The sequence below is a fragment of the Rhodoplanes elegans genome (genome assembly GCF_016653355.1).
GTDB classification, from domain to species: domain Bacteria; phylum Pseudomonadota; class Alphaproteobacteria; order Rhizobiales; family Xanthobacteraceae; genus Rhodoplanes; species Rhodoplanes elegans.
Genome location: NZ_NHSK01000054.1, coordinates 1 through 22,978, shown reverse-complemented (window position 1 = coordinate 22,978; position 22,978 = coordinate 1). Strand labels below are relative to the sequence as shown.

The window sequence follows — 22,978 nt, the reverse complement described above, 5'->3', positions numbered from 1 at the left end:
CCTCACCATGAGGCGCTCGGGCGGTGCGCGCCGCGACCGTCAGAGCCATCGGTTTTTCCGATAATGGCTTCGCCAATCCCGCTTGGACAAGGACAACTGCGCTTCGCATACTTTTGCTGTCGGACCTCGCGCCCGCTCCGGGCGCCTCATCGGGAGACGGTACGCGATGGCGCAGGGCGCGACGCAGGCGGGAGTGCGGATCGGCATCGACACCGGCGGCACCTTCACGGACATCGTCGCGGTCGACGCCGCCTCGGGCGCCATGCGGGTCACCAAGGTCGCCTCGACGCCGAAGAACCCCGCGATCGGCCTGGTGCGCGGCGTCGTCGAGATCCTGAAGAGCGCCGATGCCGACATCGCCGACGTCGCCGGCCTCGCGCACGGCACCACGGTCGCGACCAACGCGCTGCTGCAGGGCGCCATCGACTCACTCGGCCTGATCGTCACCGAGGGCTTCCGCCATGTTCTCGAGATCGCCCGTCAGTCGGTGCCGGACGGCTACGGCAACTCCTATTTCTGGGTGAAGCCCGATCGTCTCGTGCCGCTGCACCGCGTGCGCGAGGTCGGCGGCCGGCTCGACTTTCTCGGCCGCGAGCTGCGCCCGCTCGACGAGGACGCGGTGCGGGCCGCGGCACGCGCCTTCAAGCAGCAGGGGATCGAGGCGATCGGCATCTGCCTGATCCACGCCTACGCCAATCCCGCGCACGAGCGCCGCGTCGCCGCGATCGTCGCGGAGGAGTACCCGGAGGCCGTGCTGTCGCTCTCCTGCGAGGTGCTGCCCGAGTATCGCGAGTACGAGCGCACCGTGACGACGCTGGTCGATGCGTTCGTGAAGCCGCATGTCGGCCGCTACCTGCGCCGCATCGCCGACGAGCTCGGCCCCGAGCTGCGGCAGGTGCCGTTCCTGGTGATGCAGTCCTCGGGCGGCGTCGCCGGCGCCGAGCAGGTGATGAAGAAGCCGATCACCACGGCGCTGTCCGGTCCCGCTGCCGGCGCGCTCGGCTCCGCCGTCATCGCCGAGATCGCCGGCTTTCCCGATCTGGTGACGCTCGACGCCGGCGGCACGTCCACGGATCTCTGCCTGATCGAGAAGGGCCGTCCGACCGTCACCAATGGCGGGTCGGTCGGCCCGTTTCCGGTGCGGCTGCCGATGATCGACATCAAGACGATCGGCACCGGCGGCGGCTCGATCGCCTGGATCTCGCGCGAGGGCCACCTGAAGGTCGGGCCGAAATCGGCCGGCGCCGATCCGGGGCCGATGTGCTACCCGAACGGCGGCGATCAGCCGACCATCACGGACGCCAACCTGGTGCTCGGCCGTATCCCGCCGGCGCTGATCGGCGGCGGCATCCCGCTCGACCGCGAACGCGCGCGGGCGGGGCTCGCGGCGCTCGCCGTGCAGCTGCCGGGCGACATGAGCCCGGAACGGCTCGCCGAGGGCATCATCGAGATCGCCAACTGGAACCAGGCGAACGCCATCCGCCAGATGACGGTGCAGCGCGGCATCGATCCGCGCGACTTCGCGCTGCTGTCGTTCGGCGGCTCGGGCCCGGCGCAGTCGCCGGCCGTGATGGCGCTGGTCGGCATGAAGGCCTGCATCGTGCCGCCGAACCCCGGCAACCTCTCGGCCTTCGGGCTCCTGGCGGTCGACTGGAGAACTGATCACATCGTCACCAAGGTGATGCACGAGAGCGCGATCGACGTCGCGGCGGTGGCGGCGATCTACGCCGGGCTGGAGGACGACGCGCGAAAGACGCTGGAGCGCGACGGCATCGCGGCCGAGCGGGTGCGGCTCGTGCGCGAGGCGGACATCCGCTACGCCGGCCAGTCCATGGAGGTGCGGGTGGTCGCGCCGGCCGGGCCGGTGGACGTGGCCTTCGTCGACGGCCTGATCGACGCGTTTCACGCGGCGCACCGGAAGACCTTCGGCTACGACTATCGCGGCCGCCAGCAGATCGAGCTGGTCAACTTCACGGTCTCGGGCTTCGGCGTGATCGAGCGCCCGGCGATCCCGCGGCTCGCCGCGCGCGAGGGCGCCGCGGTCCCGCCGGCGCGGCGGCTGGTGTGGTTCGGCGGCGCCTTCGTCGACACGCCGATCTTTTCGCGCGCCATGCTGGCGCCCGGCGAGACGATCGTCGGCCCGCTGGTGGTGGAGGAGTTCGGCTCCACCACGGTGGTGTTTCCGGGCCAGACCCTGACCGTGGACCCGCACGGCATCCTGATCATTCGCGCCGAGGGCGGGGAGGGCGGAAGATGACCATGCAGCCACGTGACGTGACTGCCGCCAAGGCCGCCGTCGATCCGATCGTCCTGCAGATCGTCGAGGGGACGCTCAACTCGATCGAGGCGGAGATCGAGTACGCGATCGAGCGCACCGCGCGCTCGCCGATGATCCGCGAGGCGCACGATTATCGGGTCGGGCTGTTCGATCGCCGGTGTCGCAAGCTCACCGGCCGCTCCTACTCGGCGATGCCGAACGCCGTGGTGCGCGACTTTCCGCCCGAGACCATGCGCCCCGGCGACGTCTTCCTGATGAACGACACCTATCTGACCGAGGGCTCGATCGGTCATCTGCCCGATCTGTGCTCGACCGTGCCGGTGTTCCACGACGGCGAGGTGGTCGCCTTCATCCAGGCGTTCGGTCATCACGACGACATCGGCGGCCGCGTGCCGGGCTCGATGCCGGGCACGGCGACCTCGGTGTTCGAGGAAGGCCTCGCGGTGCCGCCCATAAAATTCTACGACCAGGGCGTGCGCAACGAGGCGGCGTTCACCATCATCAAGCGCAACACCCGTGTTCCCGAGATGCTGGCGGCCGATCTCGACTCCGAGATGCAGGCCTGCCTGGTGGGCGCGCGCCGCATGGCCGAGCTGTTCGAGCGGTTCGGCCGCGACACCGTGGAGGCGTGCTTCCAGGCCATCCTGGACAAGTGCCGCGACATCTTCGCCGACGAGCTCCTCCCGAAGATCGCCGACGGCGAATATGCGTGGGAGGATTACGTCGAGCACGACGGGCTGACCGATCCCAAGCTGCACAAGCTCGCGCTGAGAATGATCAAGCGCGGACGAAAGATCACGCTCGACTTCACCGGCACGGATCCGCAGTCGGCGGGACCGATCAACTGGCCGGCCGACTATGCCGACGGCGCCTTCCTGATCAAGTGGATCGCGCCGATCCTGCGCAACCTCGCCGACACGCCGGAACGCGCCGCCGAGATCGACGTCAACGAGGGCGTCTGCGAGGTGTTCGACGTGATCTTCCCGCCCAAGGGCACGCTGATCACGCCCGAATGGCCGGCGCCCACCAATGCGCGCTCTTTCGTTCTGCTGCGCTGCCTCGGGCTGCTCGCCGGCACGGTGGCGCAGGCCGTCGACGGCCGCATCCCGGCCGACCAGGAGACGATCCGCTACACGGGCTTCTTCGGCATCGGGCGCGACGGCACACCGTTCCTGTCCCGCGAGGTGCTGGGCGGCGGCTCGGGCGGGCGCTGGTACGCAGATGGAAACGACGCCATCCACATCGTGCCGGATTCGCGTAACCAGCCGGCCGAGTTCACCGAGACGCGCTTTCCGCTGCTGGTCGAGAAGCTCGCGCTGCGCACCGATTCCGGCGGGGCGGGCTTCCGTCGCGGCGGGCTCGGCTACGAGAAGCATTATCGTGCGTTGGTCGACTGCCGCACCATCGTGACGGCCGATCGGGTGCGGCTCGGCTGCTACGGCGTCAACGGCGGCGCGGCCGGTCAGCCCTTCTGCGTTACGGTCGATCTGGACGGCGAGGCGCGCGCGCTCGGCGGCCTCGTCGACGGCGAGCCCGTGAAGGCCGGGCAGGTGGTCCGCGTGGTGACGACGGGCGGCGGGGGCTGGGGTGACCCGCTCTCGCGCGAGCCGGAGCTGGTGGCGCGGGACGTCACCGAGGGCCGCGTCTCGCCGGAGGCGGCGCACGACGACTACGGCGTCGTCCTGACCATCGGCATCGACGGCGTTGCGATCCCCGATACGAACGCCACGGCCGCACTGCGGGATGAAATCAGGTTGCGGCGAGCCGCGCCGCTGTCGATGATCGACCGCGGCCCGGGGTTTGCGGCGATGCTGAGCGGTGCGTGCAAGCCGTGGACGCGGACGAGCTGACGGCGCCGCGCCGCCAGCCGATGACGACGACCACGCATACAAAGACGAAGACACGCATACAAAGACCAAGAAGGAGACGTGAAGCATGGCGATCGATGTCGCCAAGATCCAGATCAAGAGCGTGCAGGACGCCTCCGGGCTCGCCGCCTGCATCGACGCCGGACAATTCTCCGCCGACCAGGTGATCGCCGTCATCGGCAAGACCGAGGGCAACGGCGGCGTCAACGACTTCACCCGGCTCCTGTCGGACCAGGCGTTCCGCCGCGTGCTGAAGAGCAAGGGCAAGCGCAGCGAGGCCGAGATCGCCGGCATCCCGATGGTGTGGTCGGGCGGCTGCGACGGCGTGATCACGCCACACGCGACCGTGTTCGCGCGCGACGAGAAGACCGGCCCGGCCGACAAGGCGCGGCTCGCCATCGGCACGGCGCTGTCCGAGGATCTGCTCCCGGAGGACATCGGCCGGCCCGCCATGGTCGAGAAGGTCGCGGCCGCCGTGAGGGCGGCGATGCGCGACGCCGGGATCGAGAACCCGAAGGACGTGCACTACGTCCAGACCAAGACGCCGCTTCTCACCATCGACTCGGTGCGCGATGCCGAGCATCGTGGCCAGACGGTCGCCTGCGAGGTGCACGATTCGATGGGTGTGTCGAACGGCACGACGGCGCTCGGCATCGCCGTCGCGCTCGGCGAGATCGCGATGCCCAAGGCGGAGGAGATCTGCAAGAATCTCGATCTCTACTCCTCGGTCGCCTCCTGCTCGTCGGGCGTCGAGCTGACCAAGGCGCAGATCGTGCTGCTCGGCAACAAGCCCGGGGCAGGGGGGCGCTACCGCATCGGCCACGCCGTGATGAAGGACGCCCTCGACATCGACGGCATCTACGACGCGATCCGGGACGCCGGCCTCGACCTGCCGGAGCGCGCCCGCGCCGCCGATCTGAACGGCAAGCTCGTCAACGTCTTCATCAAGTGCGAGGCGGACAAGCGGGCGAGCCTGCGCGGCCGCCGCCAGATCATGCTCGACGATTCCGACGTGCATCACCACCGCCACGCCAAGGGCGCGGTCGGCGGCGTCGCCGCGGCGGCGATCGGCGACCCCTGCGTCTTCGTGTCGGTCGACGCCATGCATCAGGGCCCGCATGGTGGTGGCCCGGTGATCGCCATCGTGGATGTCGGAGAGTGACGGCGCCGGGTGGCACGCGCCTTGCTTGAAATACACTGAATTCGGAGTGCGGCACGCCGCACTCCGGTCCTCTGATCCGACAACCGTCCAACCACCCTGACCCGCCGTTCCTCCTGAGCATACCGCGCGGCGAAGAGGCCAGGACCCACGGGAGCCGTCTGATGAAGCTGTTCGGAACGATCGGAGCGCTCGCCGCCGCGCTCGTGGCCCTCGGCGTCTCGGGCGCCCCGGCCGCGGCGCAGGACAAGGTGAAGGTCGGGGTGTTCCCGATCTCGTCGTCGCTGCCCTATTTCGTGGCGATCGAGCGGGGCTACTTCAAGGCCCGCAACATCGAGCCCGAGACCATCAAGCTGATGGGCGGCCCGGCCAATGTCGCGGCGCTGATGACCAACCAGATCGAGGTCTCGGCCGTTCTGGTCACGCTCGAAGGCCTCAACGCCAACGTCAAGAAGCCGGGCGTCGCCATGTACATCGCGATGCACAGCCAGACGCCCGACTACAAGATGGAGCAGTTCGTCGTCCGCACCGGCCTCACCGACAAGGTCAAGTCGATCGCCGATCTCAAGGGCCTCAAGCTGATGTCGGCGCCGGGACCGGCGAACCTCAACACGGCGAAGGGCGTGCTCGCCAAGGTCGGGCTGAAGGACGGCGACTACACGATCGATCAGCTCGACATGGGCCAGCACGTCAACGCCATGAAGGCCGGCACGTTCGACGGCGGCTACACGCTGGAGCCCGGCGCCACCATCATGGAGAAGATGGGGGTGGCGAAGCGCATCGAGGCGGGCGTGATCTCGACCTACATCCTCGGCAATCCGAAGGCCGACGCCTTCGCGGCGGGCTGCGCCTTCACGTCGGACTTCATCGCCAAGCGCCCGGACGTCGCCAAGCGCTTCGCCGAGGGCTGGGCCGAGGCCGTGGACTACATCAAGAAGAACCCGACCGAGGCGCGAAAGTACCTCGCCAAGAACACGATGACGCCGGACAACGTCGTCGACGAGGTGCCGATGCTCGGCTACACGATGACCAAGGACATGAGCCCCGAGCAGCTCGGCTGGCTGCAGCAGTTCGCCGACTTCGGTACCGAGATAGGCGTCGTGCCCGAGAAGATCGATGTGAAGAAGGTCGTGAAGGGATTTTGATGCCGATCCGCAGGGGACAGCGTCGAAGTTCCCGCCGTGCCGCACGTCTGTTCCGTCACCCTGAGGTGCCCGGCGAAGCCGGGCCTCGAAGGGCGACGGCCCGGGCCGCATCCTTCGAGGCTCGCCCTGCGGGCGAACACATCAGGATGACGGATTGAGGTCAGGTCGCGTCTGTAACATCTCAGCTCCCGACAGGTCGCCGCTCATGGACGCCACGCCGGACGCCGTCCGCTCCCCACCGATGGGATACTCGTCGCCTGATCATCACGGCGAGGAGTTCCCCTCGACCCCGCCGGTCGGTGGCGTCGGTAAGCGGCCGCACGTCACCATCCGGGGCCTCAGCAAGCGCTTCGGCAAGACCGTCATCTACGACGACTTCGACCTCGACATCCCGCGCGGCGAGCTGATCTCGGTGTTCGGCCCGAACGGTTGCGGCAAGAGCACGCTGATCAACATGATCGCCGGGCTGATCCCGGTGGACGCCGGCCGCATCCTGTTCGACGGAATGCTGCTCTCCGAGATCAAGTTCGGCTACGTGTTCCAGAACTACCGCGAGGCGCTGTTCCCCTGGATGCGCGCCTTCGACAACATCGCCTATCCGCTCAAGCTGATGAAGGTGCCGGCGGCGGAGCGCAAGGCGCGCACCGAGGCGCTGGTCGAGCGGCTCGGCGTCAAGATCGATCTCAACCTGCATCCCTATCACATGTCGGGCGGCCAGCAGCAGCTCGTCTCGATCATGCGGGCGCTCGTCGTCGAGCCCGAGATCCTGTTCCTCGACGAGCCGTTCTCGGCGCTCGACTACGAGATGACGCTGTTCATGCGCGAGCAGCTCCAGAAGCTGTTCATCGAGAGCGGCACCACCATGGTGCTGGTCTCGCACGACCTCGAGGAGGCCGTGTATCTCGCCGATCGGGTGCTGCTGCTGTCGCGTCACCCCGCCCGGGTCGCCGACTTCGTGCCTGTGAACGTGCCGCGGCCGCGCGGCGACGAGACGCTGTCGGATCCGGAGTTCGTCCGACTCAAGGCGCACTGCCTCGAGGTGTTCCAGCGCGAGGTGAGGCGAGGATGATCCGCCGGCTCGATTCTTTCCTGCCGCTGGTCGGCGTCGCCGGCCTGCTCGCCATCTGGTCGCTGGTCACGGCGCGCGGCTGGGTCGACCCGGTGCTTCTGCCGTCGCCGGCCGAGACCTTCAAGGCCTTCTGGAAGGGCATGGACGGCGGCGCGCTCGGCTTCGACTTCGTCAAGACCGTCTACCGCACGACGATGGCGACCATCATCGCGGCCGTCATCGCCATCCCGCTCGGCATCATGCTGGGCTCGTCGGAGCGGCTCTACCGCTCGCTCGAATTCGTCATCGACTTCTTCCGCTCCACCCCGGCCTCGGCCATGTTCCCGCTGTTCCTGGTTCTGTTCGGCGTCGGCGACGAGACCAAGATCTCGGTCGCCGCCTTCGGGGCGATTCTGGTCATCCTGTTCAACGTCGCCTACGGTGTCATGAATGCGCGAAAGACGCGGCTGCTCGCCGCCAAGGTGATGGGCGCCTCGCGCCTGCGCGTGCTCTTCGACGTGATGCTGTGGGAGTCGCTGCCGCAGACCTTCGTCGGCCTGCGCAACGGCGTGTCGCTCGCGCTCGTCATCATCGTTGTCGCCGAGATGTTCATCGGCTCGCAAGACGGCCTCGGCCACAGCGTCTTCGAGGCCCAGCAGCTCTTCGACATGCCGCGGATGTACGCGGCGATCGCCGCCGCCGGCGCGCTCGGCTACGGGCTGAATCTCCTGTTCCTCACGATCGAGCGCCGTTTCGTGCACTGGTCGGGGAAGTAGGGGGCGCGCGCTGCTCTTCCCTCTTCCCCTCGTCGGCGTGCGCATAATCCGTCATCCCGGGGCGCGGACCGCAGGTCCGCGAGCCCGGGATCCATAACCCCAGCGGCAGTGGCTCACGACAGGTAGGGCGTATGGGTCCCGGGCTCGGCGCTTGCGCGTCGCCCCGGGACGAGCCAGTGCCATCGTTTCTGCACCGCACACCTGTCATACAGGGTCCGGGAGACAATTCGTCGCCCTCCGATTCCGCGACGGCTGCTCTGCAGGACCGCGGGTTCTGTGCACGCGCCGGGGTCGTGTAGTCTCCTCGCCCCGATGATCGCGGACCCGGGATCCCCTCCCGGGCGGCTCGACCCGACCGCGACAGCTCAGAAAATTCGAGGAGACAGTCCGCATGGACCGGTATGCGCGCGGCCCCTTCAATGTCGGCTACGAGAGGCGCCTCGACGTCGCTGCGTTGCGGCAGAAGCGCATCGCGAAGGCGCAGGAGCAGCGCCGCAAGGCCGGGCTCGACGCGCTGCTCGTCTGGAAGGACGAGAACCAGCGGTATCTCACCGATCTGCGGCCGCAGCTCATCACCGGCAAGACGACGGCGCTCAACGGCGCGCTGCTGGTCGAGGGGCACGCCCCGATCCTGTTCTGCTCGGGTGGCGAGCGCGATCGCGTCGACCTCACCATGCCGTGGATCGAGGAGGCCCACACCATCCCGATCATCGAGGAGGTCGCCCTCGTCGACGGCATGGTCAAGGACATCCTCGGACCCGTGCTGCGCAAGCACGGCCTCACCGATGCGAAGCTCGGCCTCGACGAGGCCAACATCGTCTTCGTGAAGGCGCTGCAGCGCCACTTCCCCAAGCTCGCCATCGAGGACGGCGACACGCCGATGCTGATGGCGCGCCGCCACAAGCTGCCCGAGGAGATCGTGCTGCTCGAAGAGGCGACCGCGATCGCCGACGCCGTCACGGCCTCGGCCACGGCGGCGATCGCCGACGGGGTGCGCGAATGCGAGGTCGCCGGCGAGGCGATGCGCACGCTGTTCCGGCTCGGCGGCGAGTACTCGCACGTGATGACTCCGTTCGTCGCCTCGGGCGAACACATGGCGCCGCCCAACCGCATCTGCGGCGACAAGCTGATCCGCTCCGGCGACATCGTCTTCATCGACATCGGCGCGGCCTATGGCGGCTATTTCGGCGACGTCGCGCGCGCCGTCATCTGCGGCAAGCCGTCCGATCAGCAGAAGCGCATCTTCACGGCCGTCTACGAAGGGCTGATGGCCGGCATCGCCGAGATGCGACCCGGCCGCACCAACAAGGACTGCACCGACGCGATCGTGCGGGCGGCGAGCAAGTACGGGCTCGACGGGCGGTTCCTGTCGCTGTTCATCGCCCACGGCGTCGGCATCGGCGCGAACGAGCCGCCCTATATCGGCGAGACGCTGCCGGGCGCGCCGACCTACGAGTTCGAGCCCGGCATGGTGTTCGCGGTCGAGCCGCTGATCTGGGTGCCGGGCGTGCGCGGCGGCGGCGGCGTGCGGCTGGAGGACATGGTGCTGGTCACCGAGGGCGCCCCGCACGTGCTCTCGCGGGCACCCTACGACGAGAAGCTGATGCTGGGGTAGGGCACTGTCATCCCGGGGCGCGGACCGTCAGGTCCGCGAGCCCGGGATCCATACCCACGGCGGCAGTGGCTCACGTCGGACAGGGGGTATGGTCCCGGGCTCGGCGCTTTCGCGCCGCCCCGGGACGACAGCCGCATCATCCCACTCCATCGCCCTGCGTCGGCGGGGAGGGCGTCGCGAACGACGCCGGCGGCTGCCATTCGTAGACCCAGTCGTGCCGGGCCAGCACCGTCTCGCCGCCGATGGTCCGCATCGCGAGGTCGCGCAGCGCCGCGGCCGGCTGGCCGAGGTGATAGACGAGGTCGTTGCGGCGCGCCGCCCGCACGATGCCCGCGGTGCGGGCCTTGCGCCGGCTCTCGTAGTCGCGCAGCGCCGCCTGCGGCGCGTCGGGCCGGCGCGCCAGCGCGTCCGCAAGCACCGCGGCGTCCTCGATCGCCATGGCGGCGCCCTGGGCCAGGAACGGCAGGGTGGGGTGGACGGCGTCGCCGAGCAGCGTCACCGGCCCGCGGCCCCAGTGTCGCGCCGCCGGGCGGCCGTGCAGGGACCAGCGCAGCCACTGCTCCGGCCGCGCCAGCAGGTCGCGCGCGGTGGCCGACCAGCGGTGCGCGGGGAAGTGCTCCAGCACCTCCTCGCGCAGCCCGGGGGCGCTCCAGCCGGTGACGATCTCGTCGTCCTCGGCGATCGCCACGAGGTTGATCATGGCGCCGGCCCGGACGGGATAGTGGACCAGATGGGCGCCGCGGCCGAGCCACAGATTGACGGTGGGGGCGCGGTGTTCGGGCGCCACCGCCTCGGCCGGCAGCAGGGTGCGCCACGCCGTGCGCCCGGCCGCCAGCGCCGGGCCGTCGTCGAACAGCCGCGCCCGCACCCGCGACCACACGCCGTCGGCGCCGATCAGCACGAGCCCGGAAAACTCGCCGAGGACCGTCGGCCCGGCCGACGCCACCGTCACGCCGTTGGCGTGCACGGCGTACTCGTCGACCCGGGCGCCGAGCACCAGCTTGATGTCCGGCCGGGTCGCGCAGAGCTCGAGCAGCACGCTGTGGAGGTCGCCGCGATGCGCGACCCAGTAGGGGGCGCCGTAGCGCTGCGGCGCGTTGCCGATCGGGATGCGGGCGAGGTCGTCGCCCTGGGCGTTGCGCACCCGCACCACGTCCGGCGTCACCGCGACGGCGCTCAGCTTCGGCGCTGCGCCGATCCCGATCAGTACGCGGGTGGCGTTGGGGGAGAGCTGCAGGCCGGCGCCGGTCGGCTCCAGCCTCGTCGCCTGCTCCAGCACCACGACCCGGAACCCGCGGTCGGCGAGCGCGAGCGCCGCCGTCAGCCCGCCGATGCCGGCGCCGGCGATCAGGATCGTCCGCGACTCGACCACCGGGGGAGACGCCTAGGCGGCGCGGCTCTCCTCGAGTGCGCATTCGGGCGGCCGCGCCTCGAAGCCGTGCAGGGTGGCGTCGTGCTTGTAGAGGGTAGAGCAGTAGGGGCAGACGATCTCGCTGTCGTCCCCCATATCAAGGAAGACGTGCGGATGATCGAAGGGCGGCCTGGCGCCGATGCACATGAAGCGCTTGGCCCCGATGGCGATCGTCTGAACGCCGGGATCGTTATGGAAGTGGGGTACGATCTTGTCCGCCATGATTCCACCTCTGCGGCAACGTCTTGTCAGCGATCCGGGTGTACGCGATCGGGATGTACGTGAACGGAGCTTGGAGCGAGACTGTCGTCCGGGCGTGAACGGAACCGGGTCGGCAGGACGACAAACGCGTGCGGACCATAGCGACACCGGATAGGATTTCCTAGTGCCGACAGAACGATCCGAGCGACGGGCAAGGCTGCGCAGCGAGCTCGCACTGCCATTCCTGGTGGTGGCGACCGTGGCGGGCGGCCTGTGGCTGGCCACGCCGACGGCGCTCGATTCGGCCGGCCTGTTGCTCGACCAGAACAACCCGGTGCGGCTCGCCGACCGCGCGGTCGACAAGGCACTCACGCCCGAGGTCGCGCGTCGCGAGATCGAGGCGGCGCTCGCCGCCGGCGATGCCGAACTGGCGCAGAGCTTTGCCGAGCTCGCGCAGTCGCGGGCGATCACGCTCGATCCGGGGCTTCTGGCGCGGGTCGCCGCGGCGGGCACGGCGTCCGCGCAGGCGGCGCGCTCGGCGAAGAGCTTCGGAATGGGCCTCGTCACCGGCGAGCCGGAGGACGGCGCCGGCCTCGCCGGCACACTCCTGGGCGACCTGTTCGTCTTCGGCGACATCCGCGACGCGGTGCGCGAGGGCGGCCGGCTGGCGACCGGCGCCGAAGCCGACGAGCTGGTGCTCGGTCTCGCCTGCGTCGGTCTCGCCGTCACGGCCGGCACCTATGTGTCGCTCGGCGCCGCGGCGCCGGCGCGCGCCGGCGTCTCGGTCGTCAAGGCGGCCTGGAAGACCGGCAAGATGGGGGCGGGGCTCGTCGCCTTCACGGCGCGTTCGCTCCGAGGGGTGGTCGATCTCGCCCAGGCCCGGCGCGCCGTCTCCGGCACCGCGCTCCTGCAGCCCGCCACGGCCGCGCGCGGCCTGAAGGCCGCCGTGAAGCTCGACAAGGCCGAGCCACTGGTCGATCTCGTCCGCGACGCCGGCAAGGTGCAGGCCAAGGCCGGGACGCGCGCGGCCCTCGACGGGCTGAAGCTCGCCGAAGGTCCGAAGGACGTGGCGCGCCTCGCCAAGATCGCCGAGAAGAACGGCGGCAAGACGCGCGCGATCCTCAAGCTCGGCGGCCGCGCCGCGCTGGTGCTGACCACGGGCGCCATGACGCTGTTCAACTGGTCGTTCAGCGCGCTGATGTCGCTGATCTGGGCGCTCGTTCTGGTCAAGAGCCTGACCGAGCGCGCCACCCGTCGGGTGTTCGCCTTCTCCAAGAAGCGACGCGCCCGAAAAGCCGCGCGCGCCGCCGCGGCTCTCTCGCTCACCCCTCGGACGGCGACGCAGCCGGCCTGATCAAGCTCCTTCCAACTGTCCTCACGAGAATGCTGTCCTTCAAGAACGGTCCTGTCGAGCTCGCCTATCTGGACAAGGGCGAGGGCGAGCCCATCGTGCTCGTCCACGGCTTCGCCTCCAGCAAGGAGGCCAACTGGGTGCACCCGCGCTGGGTCCACACCCTCACCCATGCTGGCCGCCGCGTGATCGCGCTCGACATGCGCGGCCACGGCGCCTCGACCAAGCTCTACGAGCCGGCCGCCTATCACGCCGGCGCCATGGCCGACGACGTGCGGGCGCTGCTCGACCATCTCGGCATCGGCAAGGCCGACGTGATGGGCTACTCGATGGGGGCGCGGGTGACGGCGTTCCTGGCGCTCGCCCATCCGGAGCGGGTGCGCTCGGCGACCTTCGGCGGGCTCGGCTGGCACCTGGTCGACGGCGCCGGCTTGCCGGACGCGGTGGCCGAGGCCATGGAGGCGCCCTCGCTCGCCGACGTGACCGATCCGCAGGGCCGCACCTTCCGGGCCTTCGCGGACCGCACCAAGTCCGATCTGCGGGCGCTCGCGGCCTGCATCCGCGGCTCACGCCAGACGCTCACGACCACCGAGGTCGGGCGCATCGAGCCCCCCGTGCTGATCGCCATCGGGACGAAGGACGACGTCTCCGGACCGGGCCGCGAGCTCGCGGATCTCATCCCCGGTGCCAAGCTGGTCGACATCCCGGGCCGCGACCACATGCTGGCGGTCGGCGACCGCGTCTACAAGGCGGCCGTGCTGGAGTTCCTGACCGAGCGGCCGTGAGGAACGGCGTGCCGTCCGGTCACGCCGGGAGTAAGATGCCGGCACGCAGGCCCGGCGGCGCGCGGGAGAACGGCATGTTGCAGGACCGGAGCATCACCAGGACGCTCGGCCGCGTCGACCCGGTGTGGGACCGCATCCGCACCGAGGCCGAGGCGGTCGCCCGGCGCGAGCCGGAGCTCGCGTCCTTTGCGTATGGCGCGGTGCTGCATCACGACCGGCTGGAGGATGCGGTGGTTCGCCGTGTCGCGGCGCGGCTCGACCATCCCGACTTCGGCAGCGAGCTCATTCGCGGCGCCTATCTGGATGCGCTGCACGCGAGCCCGGAGATCGGCGAGGCGTTCCGGGCCGACATCGTCGCGGTCGTCGACCGCGACCCGGCGACCAGCCGGTTCCTCGAGCCGCTCCTCTACTACAAGGGCTTCCACGCCATCCAGGCGCACCGGCTGGCGCACTGGCTGTGGAGCCGCGGGCGGCGCGACTTCGCCCTCTATCTGCAGAGCCGGTCGTCGGTCGTGTTCGCGACCGACATCCATCCGGCGGCCCGGATCGGCCGCGGCGTCTTCCTCGACCACGCCACCGGCCTCGTCGTCGGCGAGACCGCCGTGATCGAGGACGACGTCTCGATCCTGCATCACGTGACGCTCGGCGGCACCGGCAACGAGACCGGCGATCGCCACCCGAAGATCCGCCATGGCGTGATGATCGGGGCGGGGGCGAAGATCCTCGGCAACATCGAGATCGGTCACTGCGCCCGCATCGCCGCCGGCTCGGTGGTGCTGCGGGAGGTGCCGCACAACACCACGGTCGCCGGCGTGCCCGCCAAGGTGGTCGGCGATGCCGGCTGCGCCGAGCCGTCGCACGCCATGGACCAGATGCTGCGCGAGCTCGGCCTCTAGGCCCGCGGGCGGAGCGAAATCGGCTTACGCCTCATACGGATGGCAGATGTCCACCGGGCGCCTTGCGCGACCGCGCCGGCCCCCGTATGGACTCCCCACCCATCACCGGCGCGCCGCTCCTGGCGCCGCCGCCGATCCCGACGACGGAAAAGGAGCCCGCCCGTGGACGCCGTTGAAATCCGCAAGCTCGAAGGCTATCTGCGCCGCCTGTTCGGCAATGCCCGCCTGCGCGTCGTGCCGCGCCCGAAGAAGGACGATTCGGCCGAGGTCTATATCGGCGAGGAGTTCATCGGCGTGCTGTTCGTCGACGACGAGGACGACGACCGTTCCTACAACTTCCAGATGGCGATCCTCAGCACCGATCTGGAGTAGGGCATCGGATTCGGCGAAAGCCTCGTGTCCCGGGCGCGGCGCATCGCGCCGCGAACCGGGACACTATGGGCGATCGGGCGAGACGGTCGGGTGAATCTTTTTTAGCTTATGGCCCTCGTGGCGCTCCGGGCCCCGGATCTGCGGCGCATCAGGCCTGCGGCCTGCCGCACCTTGTCCGGGGCACGAAGCCGAGCACCGGCATCATTGTTTCACTCCTAGAGCGGCGCAGTGGCCTCACCCGGCCTTCGGCCGGACGGTGACGAGCAGCCGTGAAAAGCCGTCGGCGACCTTGTGCCAGTCGGCGAGCCACTCGCGTGGGAACCGCATCGTCACCACGGCGCCGCCGACGATCTTCTCGGTCAGGCAGGTCGCCGGCGGGCGGCCCGGCGTCGGCCGCTCGCAACGGGCCAGGAACTTTTCCGGCGCGTTCTCCTCCCAGGCGAGGTCCTCGCCCTGATAGGGCGTTCCGTCGCGGAACTCGACGACGGCGAGCCCGTCGGGGGCCGGCTCGAGCATGTCACGGACGTAGCGCAGCCAGAGGACGCGCAGCCGTTCGGCCGGCTCCAGCGCGCCGGCGGCCGGTGCGATCGTGACATAGACGCGGTCACCCGGGCCGCGCTCGCCCGGAAGCCGCTCGCCCGGAAGGCGATCGCTCGCGATCCGGTCGCCGGCGATCGCTCCGGTCGTAACCGGGTCCACGGGGCGCGGCGGCGTCAGGTCCGGCCAGGCGTAGACGAGATCGAGGCGCTCCTGCGGGCCGGGCCGGCGCTGCATCGCCATCCGGATCGCGCCCGGCGCGACCGTGAAGGTCTCCGCCGCGACCACGATCGGCAGGTGCGGCGCATCGGCCGCGACCGGCGCCGGCGTCGCCGGCCAGCGGGCCCAGACGGACCACATGCCCGCCGCGACCGCGACGCCACCCACCACAACGAGGCCGGCCATCGCCACCATGGCCCTGCGGCTGTGCCGCCGCCGTGCCGGCCGCACCCGCGCCCCATACGCCACGTCCACCATACGCCACGCTCACGCCACGCCGTCCGAGTTCGGCGCGGAGTGTGCCACGCGGTCGTTAACCGCTTCTCGCCAAGGCGGGCGGCTGCACGTCGCGATGTCGTTTCCTCGTCGGGCGGCGCGCCGCAGCACCGCGTCTCGAACCACGGGGCCTCGATCCCGCGCCCTCTCGCGTTAACCGTTCTTTAACGATAGCGTGGCGGCGGCGGGCCGGATGGGGCACACCTGTCGGGTCGCAGTGCGTGCGGAGCCGTGTCATGTCGCCGGAGTCGATTCAGAACTTTCTCGCCCTGTCCATTGGCTTCGCCTTCGCCGGCCTGATCGCCACCGGCTACCAGATGTGGGCGCAGCGGCCGGCCTCGTTCCGGCTGCTGGAGCAGGGCGCCTCGGCCGCGAGCTTCGCGGCGGTGCCGTTCCTGGTCTTCGCGGCGCCCTTCATCATCATGCGCAACACCGTGCGGGGCCGCATCATCGAGCGCCGGCGCTTCGAGTTCGTGATGATCGCCACCATCATCGCCGGCCTGTGGAGCCTGATGTCGGGCACCATCGTGGTGATGACCGTCGAGGTCGTGACCAGCGGGCTCGCGCGCCTGATCGGTTGAGTGCGGCGGCCGCGCCGCCCGCCGCGCGCGGCACTTTCCGCTGGTCCCGTCTCCGGGCTAAGGGGGGGGCGGAAACGCTCGACCCCACCGCACGATCCGACCATTCGACCCGGAGGCGCGACGCATGCCCATCTACGCCCTGCAGGATCTCGTCCCCGAGCTGCCGCCGGCCGGCCGCTTCTGGGTCGCCGACACGGCCGTGCTGATCGGCCGGGTGCGGCTCCTCGACGAGGCGAGCGTCTGGTTCGGCGCGGTGCTGCGCGGCGACAACGAGTGGATCGAGATCGGCGTCCGCTCGCAGGTCCAGGACAATGCGACGCTGCACACCGACATGGGCTTTCCGCTCACCATCGGCAGCGACTGCGTGATCGGCCACAACGTGATCATGCACGGCTGCACGGTGGCGTCGAACAGCCTGATCGGCATGGGCGCGATCGTGATGAACGGCGCCAAGATCGGCGAGGGCTCGATCGTCGGCGCCGGCGCCGTGATCCCGGAGGGCAAGACCTATCCGCCGCGCTCGCTGATCGTCGGGGCGCCCGGCAAGGTGGTGCGCACCCTCGACGACGCCGCGGTCGACCGCATCCGGGCGGGCGCCGACGGCTACGTGCAGCGCGCCAAGCTCTACGCCGCCGCGCTGAAGCCGATCGGCTGAACGCCTGAAAGACGATGGACCGCCGGATCAGGTCTGGCGGTGACGAGGGAGAGGCGGTGCGCCTCGCTCGCGCGCGCTCAGCCGCCGAAGGACGGCGTCGCGGAGGCGGCGAACTCGGCCAGGCCGAGGCCGGGGCCGAGCAGCCGACGGCCGCGCACCAGCGTGGCACGGGCCGCGCGCGCGTCGAGCGCCGTGCGCATCAGGGCCGGCAGCTCCTTGGGCTGGCGCATCACCTGCCGCACCATGGCGAGGATGTCGGTGGTGCCGTTCGGCCGCATGGCGGCGAGCGCCGCCTTCGGGAGCGCGCGGTCGGCCGGATCGGTGATGACCCGGATCGCTGCCACCGGCAGGGCGTGCGCGGCGCCGATCTCGGCGACGATGTGGGACTCCATGTCGACGGCGAGCGCCCCGGTCGAGTCGTGCAGGCTGCGCTTGGCGGCCGTGTGGGCGACCGGCTTCGGCACGCCCACGATGGCGCCGCGCACCGCCCCCGGAATCGTGTCGGCGAGCTTGCGCGACCACGTCGGATCGGTCGGGAAACGGGCGCTGCCCGACAGGATCTCGGCCGCGACCACACAGGTGCCGGGCTCGAGATCCGGATGCAGCCCGCCGGCCACCCCGAAGCTGATCAGCCCGCCGCATTCGTCGTCGATCGCCTGCGTCAACGACGCGGCGAGGTTGCGGCCGTCGCCGCTGCAGATCACACGCATCCCCGCGTCCGCGACGATCTTCGCCTCGAACGCCAGCCCCACGACGACGATCAAGAAACCACCCCCGAATAACGACGCGCGCGGTCCCCGGCGCGCGACGTCCCCCATGCGACTCCAAGATCCTAAATTGCAGGGCGCGTCCGGCTTTGTACAGGTTCCACGGCGTGCACCACGGACACGCCGCAAGTCGGCCAAATGCCGCAGCGGCTCCGCGCCGCACGAAAAAAGAAAAGCAAAATCAATGCTGTAGAAAGATACCGGCCGCCTCCGTGGGGTGTGTCCTGCGGCCGCGAGAAAAATGCAACAGTGGCGAAATTTCCGGACACGATCGGTTGCGGACGGGCAACCGGAGGTGACGCCCGCAGCCGGTCGTATCGCGATCGACGAACAGAGCGTGCCGCGATCGGCTCAGCGCGACCGCGCCAGCATCTTGCGCAGCGTGTCGCCTTTCGGGGTGCGGGCATCGGCGATGCGCCAGCCGTCCTTGCCCTTGGCGAGCTCGAAGTCGAGATGAAGCGGCTGGCCCATGTTCTTGAGATCGACGGCGATCGTCGCCTTGTCGCCGGTCACCATGGCGGGCGCGACCGTGACGTCGGACAGCTCGAAGTCCTGACCCTGGACGAAGAAGTCGGCGTCGATCAGCTCGGCCTTCTGATAGCCCTGGACCACGGCCGGCACGAAGTAGCGACGCAGCACCTTCGGCTCGTTGGGCAGGCCCATGAGATCGGTCTTGCCGGTGCCGTAGAGCGCGTAGAGCTGCTTCACGGCCTCCTCGGGCGTGGCGAACTGCGCCTGCGCGGGCGCGGCGGCGAGGAGGGCGAGCCCGAAAGCGGCGGCGGCGAGGGGGTGAGAGGCGTTCATGGACCTTGCTGCGAGTTGCGCGCGGCGGAGCCGGCAGGATGCGGTGTCGACGCCCGCGACAGGGGAGCAGGCGCGTACCGCCGGGCACCTACGGGCGCATCTCGGCAAGGTCAAGGCGAAGCGCCGCGGGCGCCCGTGAGAAGGGTCGCCCGCGGCGAGGCGATCGATCAGCAGACGCGGCGCAGCCGCCAGGCGCCGCGCCACCAGACGCGCTGGACGCAGGGGGCGCCCCAGCCCGGCGAAGCGGCGTAGCCGTAATAACCGGCCGGCGCATAGCCCCAGCGCGGAGCGTAGCCGTAGCGTGGGGCGTAACCGTAGCGATAGCCGTAGGCGGGGTAGCCCCAGCCGCCGCCGTGCCAGCCGCCGCCTTGCCAGCCGATGCCGCGCTGAGCGTGCGAGGGCGTCGACGTCGCCACGAGGCCGAGCGCCGCCACGGCCGCGGCCGCCACCACAGATGTCCGGATCATGCCGTTCTCCTTTCGCTGAACGAGCCGGGCAGGGCCGGTTCGTCGGCGCGCTCGCGAGCAGCACTCCCGCGAGGGACGACGAGGGCGGCATCGGCTCTCGATCGCCCAACGCCGCGTCGGACCAATTGTGCCGCGGTAAACAGCGTTCGGTCCCGGATCTTGCGATCGAAGCCGTGTGCGGCCGCCCGTCGTGCTCAGCACAGGCGCCGCCACGTCCACCGCGTCTTGCTCAGCCACACCTTGCGCAGGCACGGCATCTCGTCGACCTCGCTGAAGGTCGGATAGGAGCCGTTCCAATAGGCCGGATAGCCCCAGAAGCCCCACGGATAGGCGCCCCAGCCCCACGGCCGAGCCACCCAGGGACCCGGCCCCGGGCCCCAGCCCGGACCCGGCCGCAGCCCTGGTCCGGGTCCCGATCCGGGCCTCGGGCCGAGGCCCGGTGCTCCCGGACCGGGTCGGCCTGGAGTTTCGATCATCCGGCCTTGCGCGCGCGCTTCGCTCGTGACGGAGAAGAGCGACAGGCCGAGCAGCGCGGCGACGGCCGCGGCCATCACGGATTTTCCGATCATGGCAAGACTCCTGAACGATGACCGGGACGGATCGGCCCCGGCGGTCGCGGCGCGGACGAGAGCCCTGGTCGGCGGTCCGGGCCGGCGAACGCCCGTGACCATGAAACCCAATTGGGCCGGGAACGCGGCTTCTGCGTTTCGGATCGCCAGGACAATTGTTTCCGGCGGCCGGACGACCGCGGCGCGCAAGGCGCGGCGGGGAGGGTGGTGCGCCGGCGCTTTCCGCGGCGCCTCGCGGCCCCTAGATAAGCGGGGCCGGCCGCCCTTCGCCTCCGCCGGAGTCGTGGCCGCGGGGAGACCGATGTCCGATCTGTTCGAAGACTTCTTCGCCGCGAGCCCGGCCGATCCGAACGAGGCGGCCAGGCGCACCATGCGGCCGCTGCGGCGGCGCTTCTACGCCGAGGTGACGCTGCGCGAGGCGCCGGAGGGTGTCGCGGTCGAACTCGACGGCCGGCCGGTGCGTACCCCGGCGCGGCGGACGCTCGCCTTCCCGACGGCGGCGATCGCCGAGCGCTGCGCCGCCGAGTGGCGGGCGCAGACCGAGATGATCGATCCCGGCACGATGCCGCTGACCCGGCTCGCCAACGCGATCATCGACGCGGTCGTCGAGACGCCCGAGGAGGTCGCCTCCGAGATCGCCCGCTATCTCGGCTCCGATCTCCTCGTCTACCGGGCCGAGGGGCCGGCCCGGCTGGTCGACAAGCAGAGCCGCGCCTGGGACCCGGTGCTGGCCTGGGCGCGCGACAGTCACGGGGCGCGCTTCGTGCTGGTCGAGGGGGTGGTGTTCGCGACCCAGCCGGAGCGGGCCGTCGAGACGATGCGGCGGCTGATCCCGCCCGGCGCCTGGCGGCTCGGCGCCCTGCACGTGGTGACGGCGCTGACCGGCTCGGCGCTCCTCGCGCTCGCGCTCGCCGAGGGCGTCGTCACGGCCGACGACGCCTGGGCGGCGGCCCATGTCGACGAGGACTGGAACATGGAGCTGTGGGGCCACGACGAGCAGGCGCTCGCCCGCCGCTCGCATCGCCGCAGCGAGTTCGACGCGGCCGCCGCGGTGCTGGAGCTGGTGCCGGAGGGCTGACCCTCAGCTCGTCGCCTCGCCGCCCGACGGGAGCACGACCACCTTGGTCCCGGTCGGGACCCGGCGGTACAGGTCGATGATGTCCTGGTTGATCAGCCGGACGCAGCCCGACGACACCATGGTGCCGATGGTCGCCGGTTCGACCGTGCCGTGGAGCCGATAATAGGTGTCCTGGCCGTCCCGGTAGAGATAGAGGGCGCGCGGACCGAGCGGGTTTTCCGGACCGCCCGGCATGCCGCCCGCATACTTCCCGTAACGCTCCGGCTCGCGGCGGATCATGTTGGGGGTCGGCGTCCAGCGCGGCCACTCGGCCTTGCGCGCGATCACGGCGCTGCCGCGGAAGTTGAACCCTTCCTCCTTGCCGACGCCGACGCCGTAGCGCATCGCGCGGCCGCGCTCGAGCACCAGATAGGCGTAGCGAGCGCCGGGATCGACGACGATGGTTCCGGGCTGCTCGGTGGTCCTGAAGGCGACCTCGCGGCGCAGGAAACGCGTGTCGATCGTCGAGAGATCGACCGCCGGTATCGGGAACGGCTCGGTGTCGATCGCCCCGTACATGGCCGCGTATTCACGCGCGACCGGGCCGCCCGGCTGAAGCCGGCTCGTATCTTGGGTCGTCGCGCAGCCGGCCAGCAGGCCGGAACTCGCCGCCATCGCGCCGCTCAGAAACTTGCGTCGATCGATCGTCACGCGGGCCACTCCTGTCGATTGTCCGACACCATGGATGCCCGCTGGCACCGACCGCGTCCAGGTGTTATGGGTGATAGATCCTATAACCGCGAGGAATGAATGGATCTGGCGCTTGCCCTGCGGGCCTTCGTGCGGACGGTCGAGCGCGGTTCGGTGACCGCCGCCGCGCGCGACCTTTCGGTGTCACAGCCGGCGGTGACCAAGCATCTGCGCAACCTCGAGCGGCATGTCGGAGCGCGGCTGCTCGACCGGTCCGCGCGTCTGGTGCGTCCCACCCCGCAGGGCCAGTCTCTCTACGAGGCGAGCCGATCGGCCCTCGCCACCATCGACTCCGCACTCGAAGGGGTGCGCCGAGACATGGGCGCGATCGACGGGCCGCTGCGTGTTCATGCCCCCTCCTGCATCGGCGTCCGGCACCTCTATCCGCTCGTGCTGGCGTTCCAGGCCGAGCATCCTGGTGTCGTCGTCGATCTCGTGCTGGAGAACCGCAGCGTCGACCTCGTCCACGAGAACTACGATCTCGCGGTGAAATACGGCCGGCCCGAAGGCCAGGAGCTGGTGGTCCGCCGGCTTGGTCTGATCCGGCGCATCATGGTCTGCGCTCCTGCCTTTCTGGCGCGGGTCGGCCCGATCGATACGCCGGCGCAGCTCGCCGACCTCGATCTCGTCGTCACGTCGGCGGTGTCGCCCGGCGACCACCTCACCCTCCAGCGCGCCGACGAGACGATCGAGGTCCCGGTCCGACCGGTGCTGCGGACCAACAATGCCGACGTGATCACCCGGACCCTGATGGGCGGGCACGCGGCCGGACCGGTGCAACGGCTGCTCGTGACCGAGGCGCTGGGGGAGGGCCGCCTGGTTCGCATCCTGGCCGACTGGGAGGTCAAGCCGACCGAGGCCTTTCTGGCCTATTCGTCTGCGCGCTTCATGCGTCCTGCGGTGCGGGCCTTCACGGATTTCGTCATTCCCGCGCTGCGGGCCGTGGACGGCATCGACGCCGTCACGGGGAAGTCGTCTCACGAACGGCTTCGCCGCAACCCAGAGGTTAACGTTCGGTTTACGCCCGCCTGCTAGCGTTCAGGGTGGAGACCCCTCGAACCGACGGATGCGGCCCGTGGATCTCGTCGTCTCGCCCATCGCGGTGGCGCTGAACACCCAAGGCGGCGGCAACGCGCCGGCCTTCACGCCGGGGCAGATCGTCGACGCCCTGGTGATGCGGGTGCTCGACCAGACCCATGTCCAGCTCGCCGTCGGCGACTCGCTGATCGACGTGCAGACCGCGGTGCCGCTGCCGCAGGGCGCCCACGTCCATCTCGCCGTCCGGGCGACCCCCGACGGCCTGCGCCTCGTGGTGCTGCACCCCGACGAGATCGGCGGTGCCGGTGGCGCAGCCACGGCCGGTGCGGCCGCGGGCACGACGGCGAAGGCGG

23 protein-coding genes and 1 pseudogene are annotated in these 22,978 nt (G+C 70.3%); 16 read left to right on the top strand and 8 right to left on the bottom strand.

Features of this window, described 5'->3' with window-relative positions:
* Positions 1 to 166 precede the first annotated feature (166 nt).
* The 7 genes from CCR97_RS04875 (at position 167) to CCR97_RS04845 (ending at position 9,889) form a co-directional block, all read left to right on the top strand.
* Positions 167 to 2,257, top strand: coding sequence for a hydantoinase/oxoprolinase family protein (locus CCR97_RS04875; protein ID WP_111356437.1), 2,091 nt, complete (start codon positions 167 to 169; stop codon positions 2,255 to 2,257).
* Positions 2,254 to 4,128, top strand: coding sequence for a hydantoinase B/oxoprolinase family protein (locus tag CCR97_RS04870; protein WP_111356436.1), 1,875 nt, complete (start codon positions 2,254 to 2,256; stop codon positions 4,126 to 4,128). Before CCR97_RS04875 ends, CCR97_RS04870 begins: the two co-directional genes overlap by 4 nt.
* Positions 4,129 to 4,213: 85 nt before the next feature.
* Positions 4,214 to 5,308, top strand: coding sequence for a cyanuric acid amidohydrolase (gene atzD, locus CCR97_RS04865; protein ID WP_111356435.1), 1,095 nt, complete (start codon positions 4,214 to 4,216; stop codon positions 5,306 to 5,308).
* Between the two features lie 161 nt (positions 5,309 to 5,469).
* Positions 5,470 to 6,450, top strand: coding sequence for an ABC transporter substrate-binding protein (locus CCR97_RS04860; RefSeq protein WP_111356434.1), 981 nt, complete (start codon positions 5,470 to 5,472; stop codon positions 6,448 to 6,450).
* Between the two features lie 205 nt (positions 6,451 to 6,655).
* Complete coding sequence (locus CCR97_RS04855) at positions 6,656 to 7,519, top strand: ABC transporter ATP-binding protein (RefSeq protein ID WP_111356433.1); 864 nt, start codon at positions 6,656 to 6,658, stop codon at positions 7,517 to 7,519.
* Positions 7,516 to 8,274: an ABC transporter permease gene (locus CCR97_RS04850; protein WP_111356432.1), complete on the top strand. Its 759-nt coding sequence runs from the start codon at positions 7,516 to 7,518 to the stop codon at positions 8,272 to 8,274. The genes CCR97_RS04855 and CCR97_RS04850 overlap by 4 nt, the downstream gene beginning before the upstream one ends.
* Positions 8,275 to 8,665: 391 nt before the next feature.
* Positions 8,666 to 9,889, top strand: coding sequence for a M24 family metallopeptidase (locus CCR97_RS04845; RefSeq protein ID WP_111360629.1), 1,224 nt, complete (start codon positions 8,666 to 8,668; stop codon positions 9,887 to 9,889).
* A gap of 136 nt (positions 9,890 to 10,025) precedes the next feature.
* Here the strand turns inward: CCR97_RS04845 and CCR97_RS04840 are convergent, their stop codons facing one another.
* Entirely contained in the window at positions 10,026 to 11,261 is a 1,236-nt protein-coding gene (locus CCR97_RS04840; protein WP_111357597.1) for an FAD-dependent monooxygenase, read from the bottom strand.
* A gap of 12 nt (positions 11,262 to 11,273) precedes the next feature.
* Complete coding sequence (locus CCR97_RS04835) at positions 11,274 to 11,522, bottom strand: zinc-finger domain-containing protein (RefSeq protein WP_111357596.1); 249 nt, start codon at positions 11,520 to 11,522, stop codon at positions 11,274 to 11,276.
* 163 nt (positions 11,523 to 11,685) lie between these two features.
* On the opposite strand from CCR97_RS04835, the gene CCR97_RS04830 reads away from it, so the two are divergent.
* From CCR97_RS04830 to CCR97_RS31555, 4 genes are all read left to right on the top strand, one after another.
* A complete protein-coding gene (locus CCR97_RS04830) occupies positions 11,686 to 12,855 on the top strand; it encodes a hypothetical protein (RefSeq protein ID WP_146618760.1) in 1,170 nt (389 codons plus the stop codon).
* 29 nt (positions 12,856 to 12,884) lie between these two features.
* Positions 12,885 to 13,637, top strand: coding sequence for an alpha/beta fold hydrolase (locus tag CCR97_RS04825; RefSeq protein ID WP_111357594.1), 753 nt, complete (start codon positions 12,885 to 12,887; stop codon positions 13,635 to 13,637).
* Between the two features lie 74 nt (positions 13,638 to 13,711).
* On the top strand, positions 13,712 to 14,533 hold the full coding sequence (gene cysE, locus CCR97_RS04820) for a serine O-acetyltransferase (protein ID WP_111357599.1): 822 nt from the start codon (positions 13,712 to 13,714) through the stop codon (positions 14,531 to 14,533).
* 162 nt (positions 14,534 to 14,695) lie between these two features.
* Positions 14,696 to 14,905 (top strand): DUF3126 family protein, encoded by a 210-nt coding sequence (locus CCR97_RS31555; RefSeq protein WP_111357593.1) that lies wholly within the window; start codon positions 14,696 to 14,698, stop codon positions 14,903 to 14,905.
* Positions 14,906 to 15,139: 234 nt separating this feature from the next.
* Here CCR97_RS31555 and CCR97_RS04810 read toward each other — a convergent pair whose 3' ends face one another.
* A complete protein-coding gene (locus tag CCR97_RS04810; protein WP_146618759.1) occupies positions 15,140 to 15,847 on the bottom strand; it encodes a hypothetical protein in 708 nt (235 codons plus the stop codon).
* Positions 15,848 to 16,173: 326 nt separating this feature from the next.
* On the opposite strand from CCR97_RS04810, the gene CCR97_RS04805 reads away from it, so the two are divergent.
* Together CCR97_RS04805 and CCR97_RS04800 are read left to right on the top strand one after the other, a co-directional pair.
* Positions 16,174 to 16,518 carry a DUF6949 family protein gene (locus tag CCR97_RS04805; protein ID WP_111357591.1) on the top strand — a complete coding sequence of 115 codons (345 nt, stop codon included), beginning with the start codon at positions 16,174 to 16,176 and terminating at the stop codon, positions 16,516 to 16,518.
* Positions 16,519 to 16,642: 124 nt separating this feature from the next.
* On the top strand, positions 16,643 to 17,173 hold the full coding sequence (locus tag CCR97_RS04800) for a gamma carbonic anhydrase family protein (RefSeq protein WP_111357590.1): 531 nt from the start codon (positions 16,643 to 16,645) through the stop codon (positions 17,171 to 17,173).
* A 77-nt stretch (positions 17,174 to 17,250) separates the two neighbouring features.
* On the opposite strand, the gene CCR97_RS04795 is transcribed toward CCR97_RS04800, so the two are convergent.
* The 4 genes from CCR97_RS04795 to CCR97_RS04780 all read right to left on the bottom strand — a co-directional run bounded on the left by CCR97_RS04795 (position 17,251) and on the right by CCR97_RS04780 (position 19,780).
* On the bottom strand, positions 17,251 to 17,937 hold the full coding sequence (locus tag CCR97_RS04795; RefSeq protein WP_201159342.1) for a phosphorylase: 687 nt from the start codon (positions 17,935 to 17,937) through the stop codon (positions 17,251 to 17,253).
* A 354-nt stretch (positions 17,938 to 18,291) separates the two neighbouring features.
* Positions 18,292 to 18,744 carry a DUF3828 domain-containing protein gene (locus tag CCR97_RS04790; protein ID WP_111357588.1) on the bottom strand — a complete coding sequence of 151 codons (453 nt, stop codon included), beginning with the start codon at positions 18,742 to 18,744 and terminating at the stop codon, positions 18,292 to 18,294.
* A gap of 167 nt (positions 18,745 to 18,911) precedes the next feature.
* Positions 18,912 to 19,211: a hypothetical protein gene (locus CCR97_RS04785; protein ID WP_201159341.1), complete on the bottom strand. Its 300-nt coding sequence runs from the start codon at positions 19,209 to 19,211 to the stop codon at positions 18,912 to 18,914.
* A 194-nt stretch (positions 19,212 to 19,405) separates the two neighbouring features.
* Positions 19,406 to 19,780: a hypothetical protein gene (locus CCR97_RS04780; RefSeq protein WP_111357587.1), complete on the bottom strand. Its 375-nt coding sequence runs from the start codon at positions 19,778 to 19,780 to the stop codon at positions 19,406 to 19,408.
* Positions 19,781 to 20,081: 301 nt separating this feature from the next.
* Here CCR97_RS04780 and CCR97_RS04775 point away from each other — a divergent pair, with 301 nt between their 5' ends.
* Entirely contained in the window at positions 20,082 to 20,858 is a 777-nt protein-coding gene (locus CCR97_RS04775) for an ATP12 family chaperone protein (RefSeq protein WP_111357586.1), read from the top strand.
* 3 nt (positions 20,859 to 20,861) lie between these two features.
* Here CCR97_RS04775 and CCR97_RS04770 read toward each other — a convergent pair whose 3' ends face one another.
* Positions 20,862 to 21,548, bottom strand: a complete 687-nt coding sequence (locus tag CCR97_RS04770) for a L,D-transpeptidase family protein (protein ID WP_420826057.1) — start codon at positions 21,546 to 21,548, stop codon at positions 20,862 to 20,864.
* Between the two features lie 99 nt (positions 21,549 to 21,647).
* Here CCR97_RS04770 and CCR97_RS04765 point away from each other — a divergent pair, with 99 nt between their 5' ends.
* Both CCR97_RS04765 and CCR97_RS04760 read left to right on the top strand, forming a co-directional pair.
* The gene (locus tag CCR97_RS04765) at positions 21,648 to 22,622 is read left to right on the top strand and encodes a LysR family transcriptional regulator (RefSeq protein ID WP_111357585.1); all 975 of its coding nucleotides are present in this window, start codon (positions 21,648 to 21,650) and stop codon (positions 22,620 to 22,622) included.
* A gap of 40 nt (positions 22,623 to 22,662) precedes the next feature.
* Positions 22,663 to 22,978 (top strand): annotated as a pseudogene (locus CCR97_RS04760) (hypothetical protein); the annotation flags it as partial.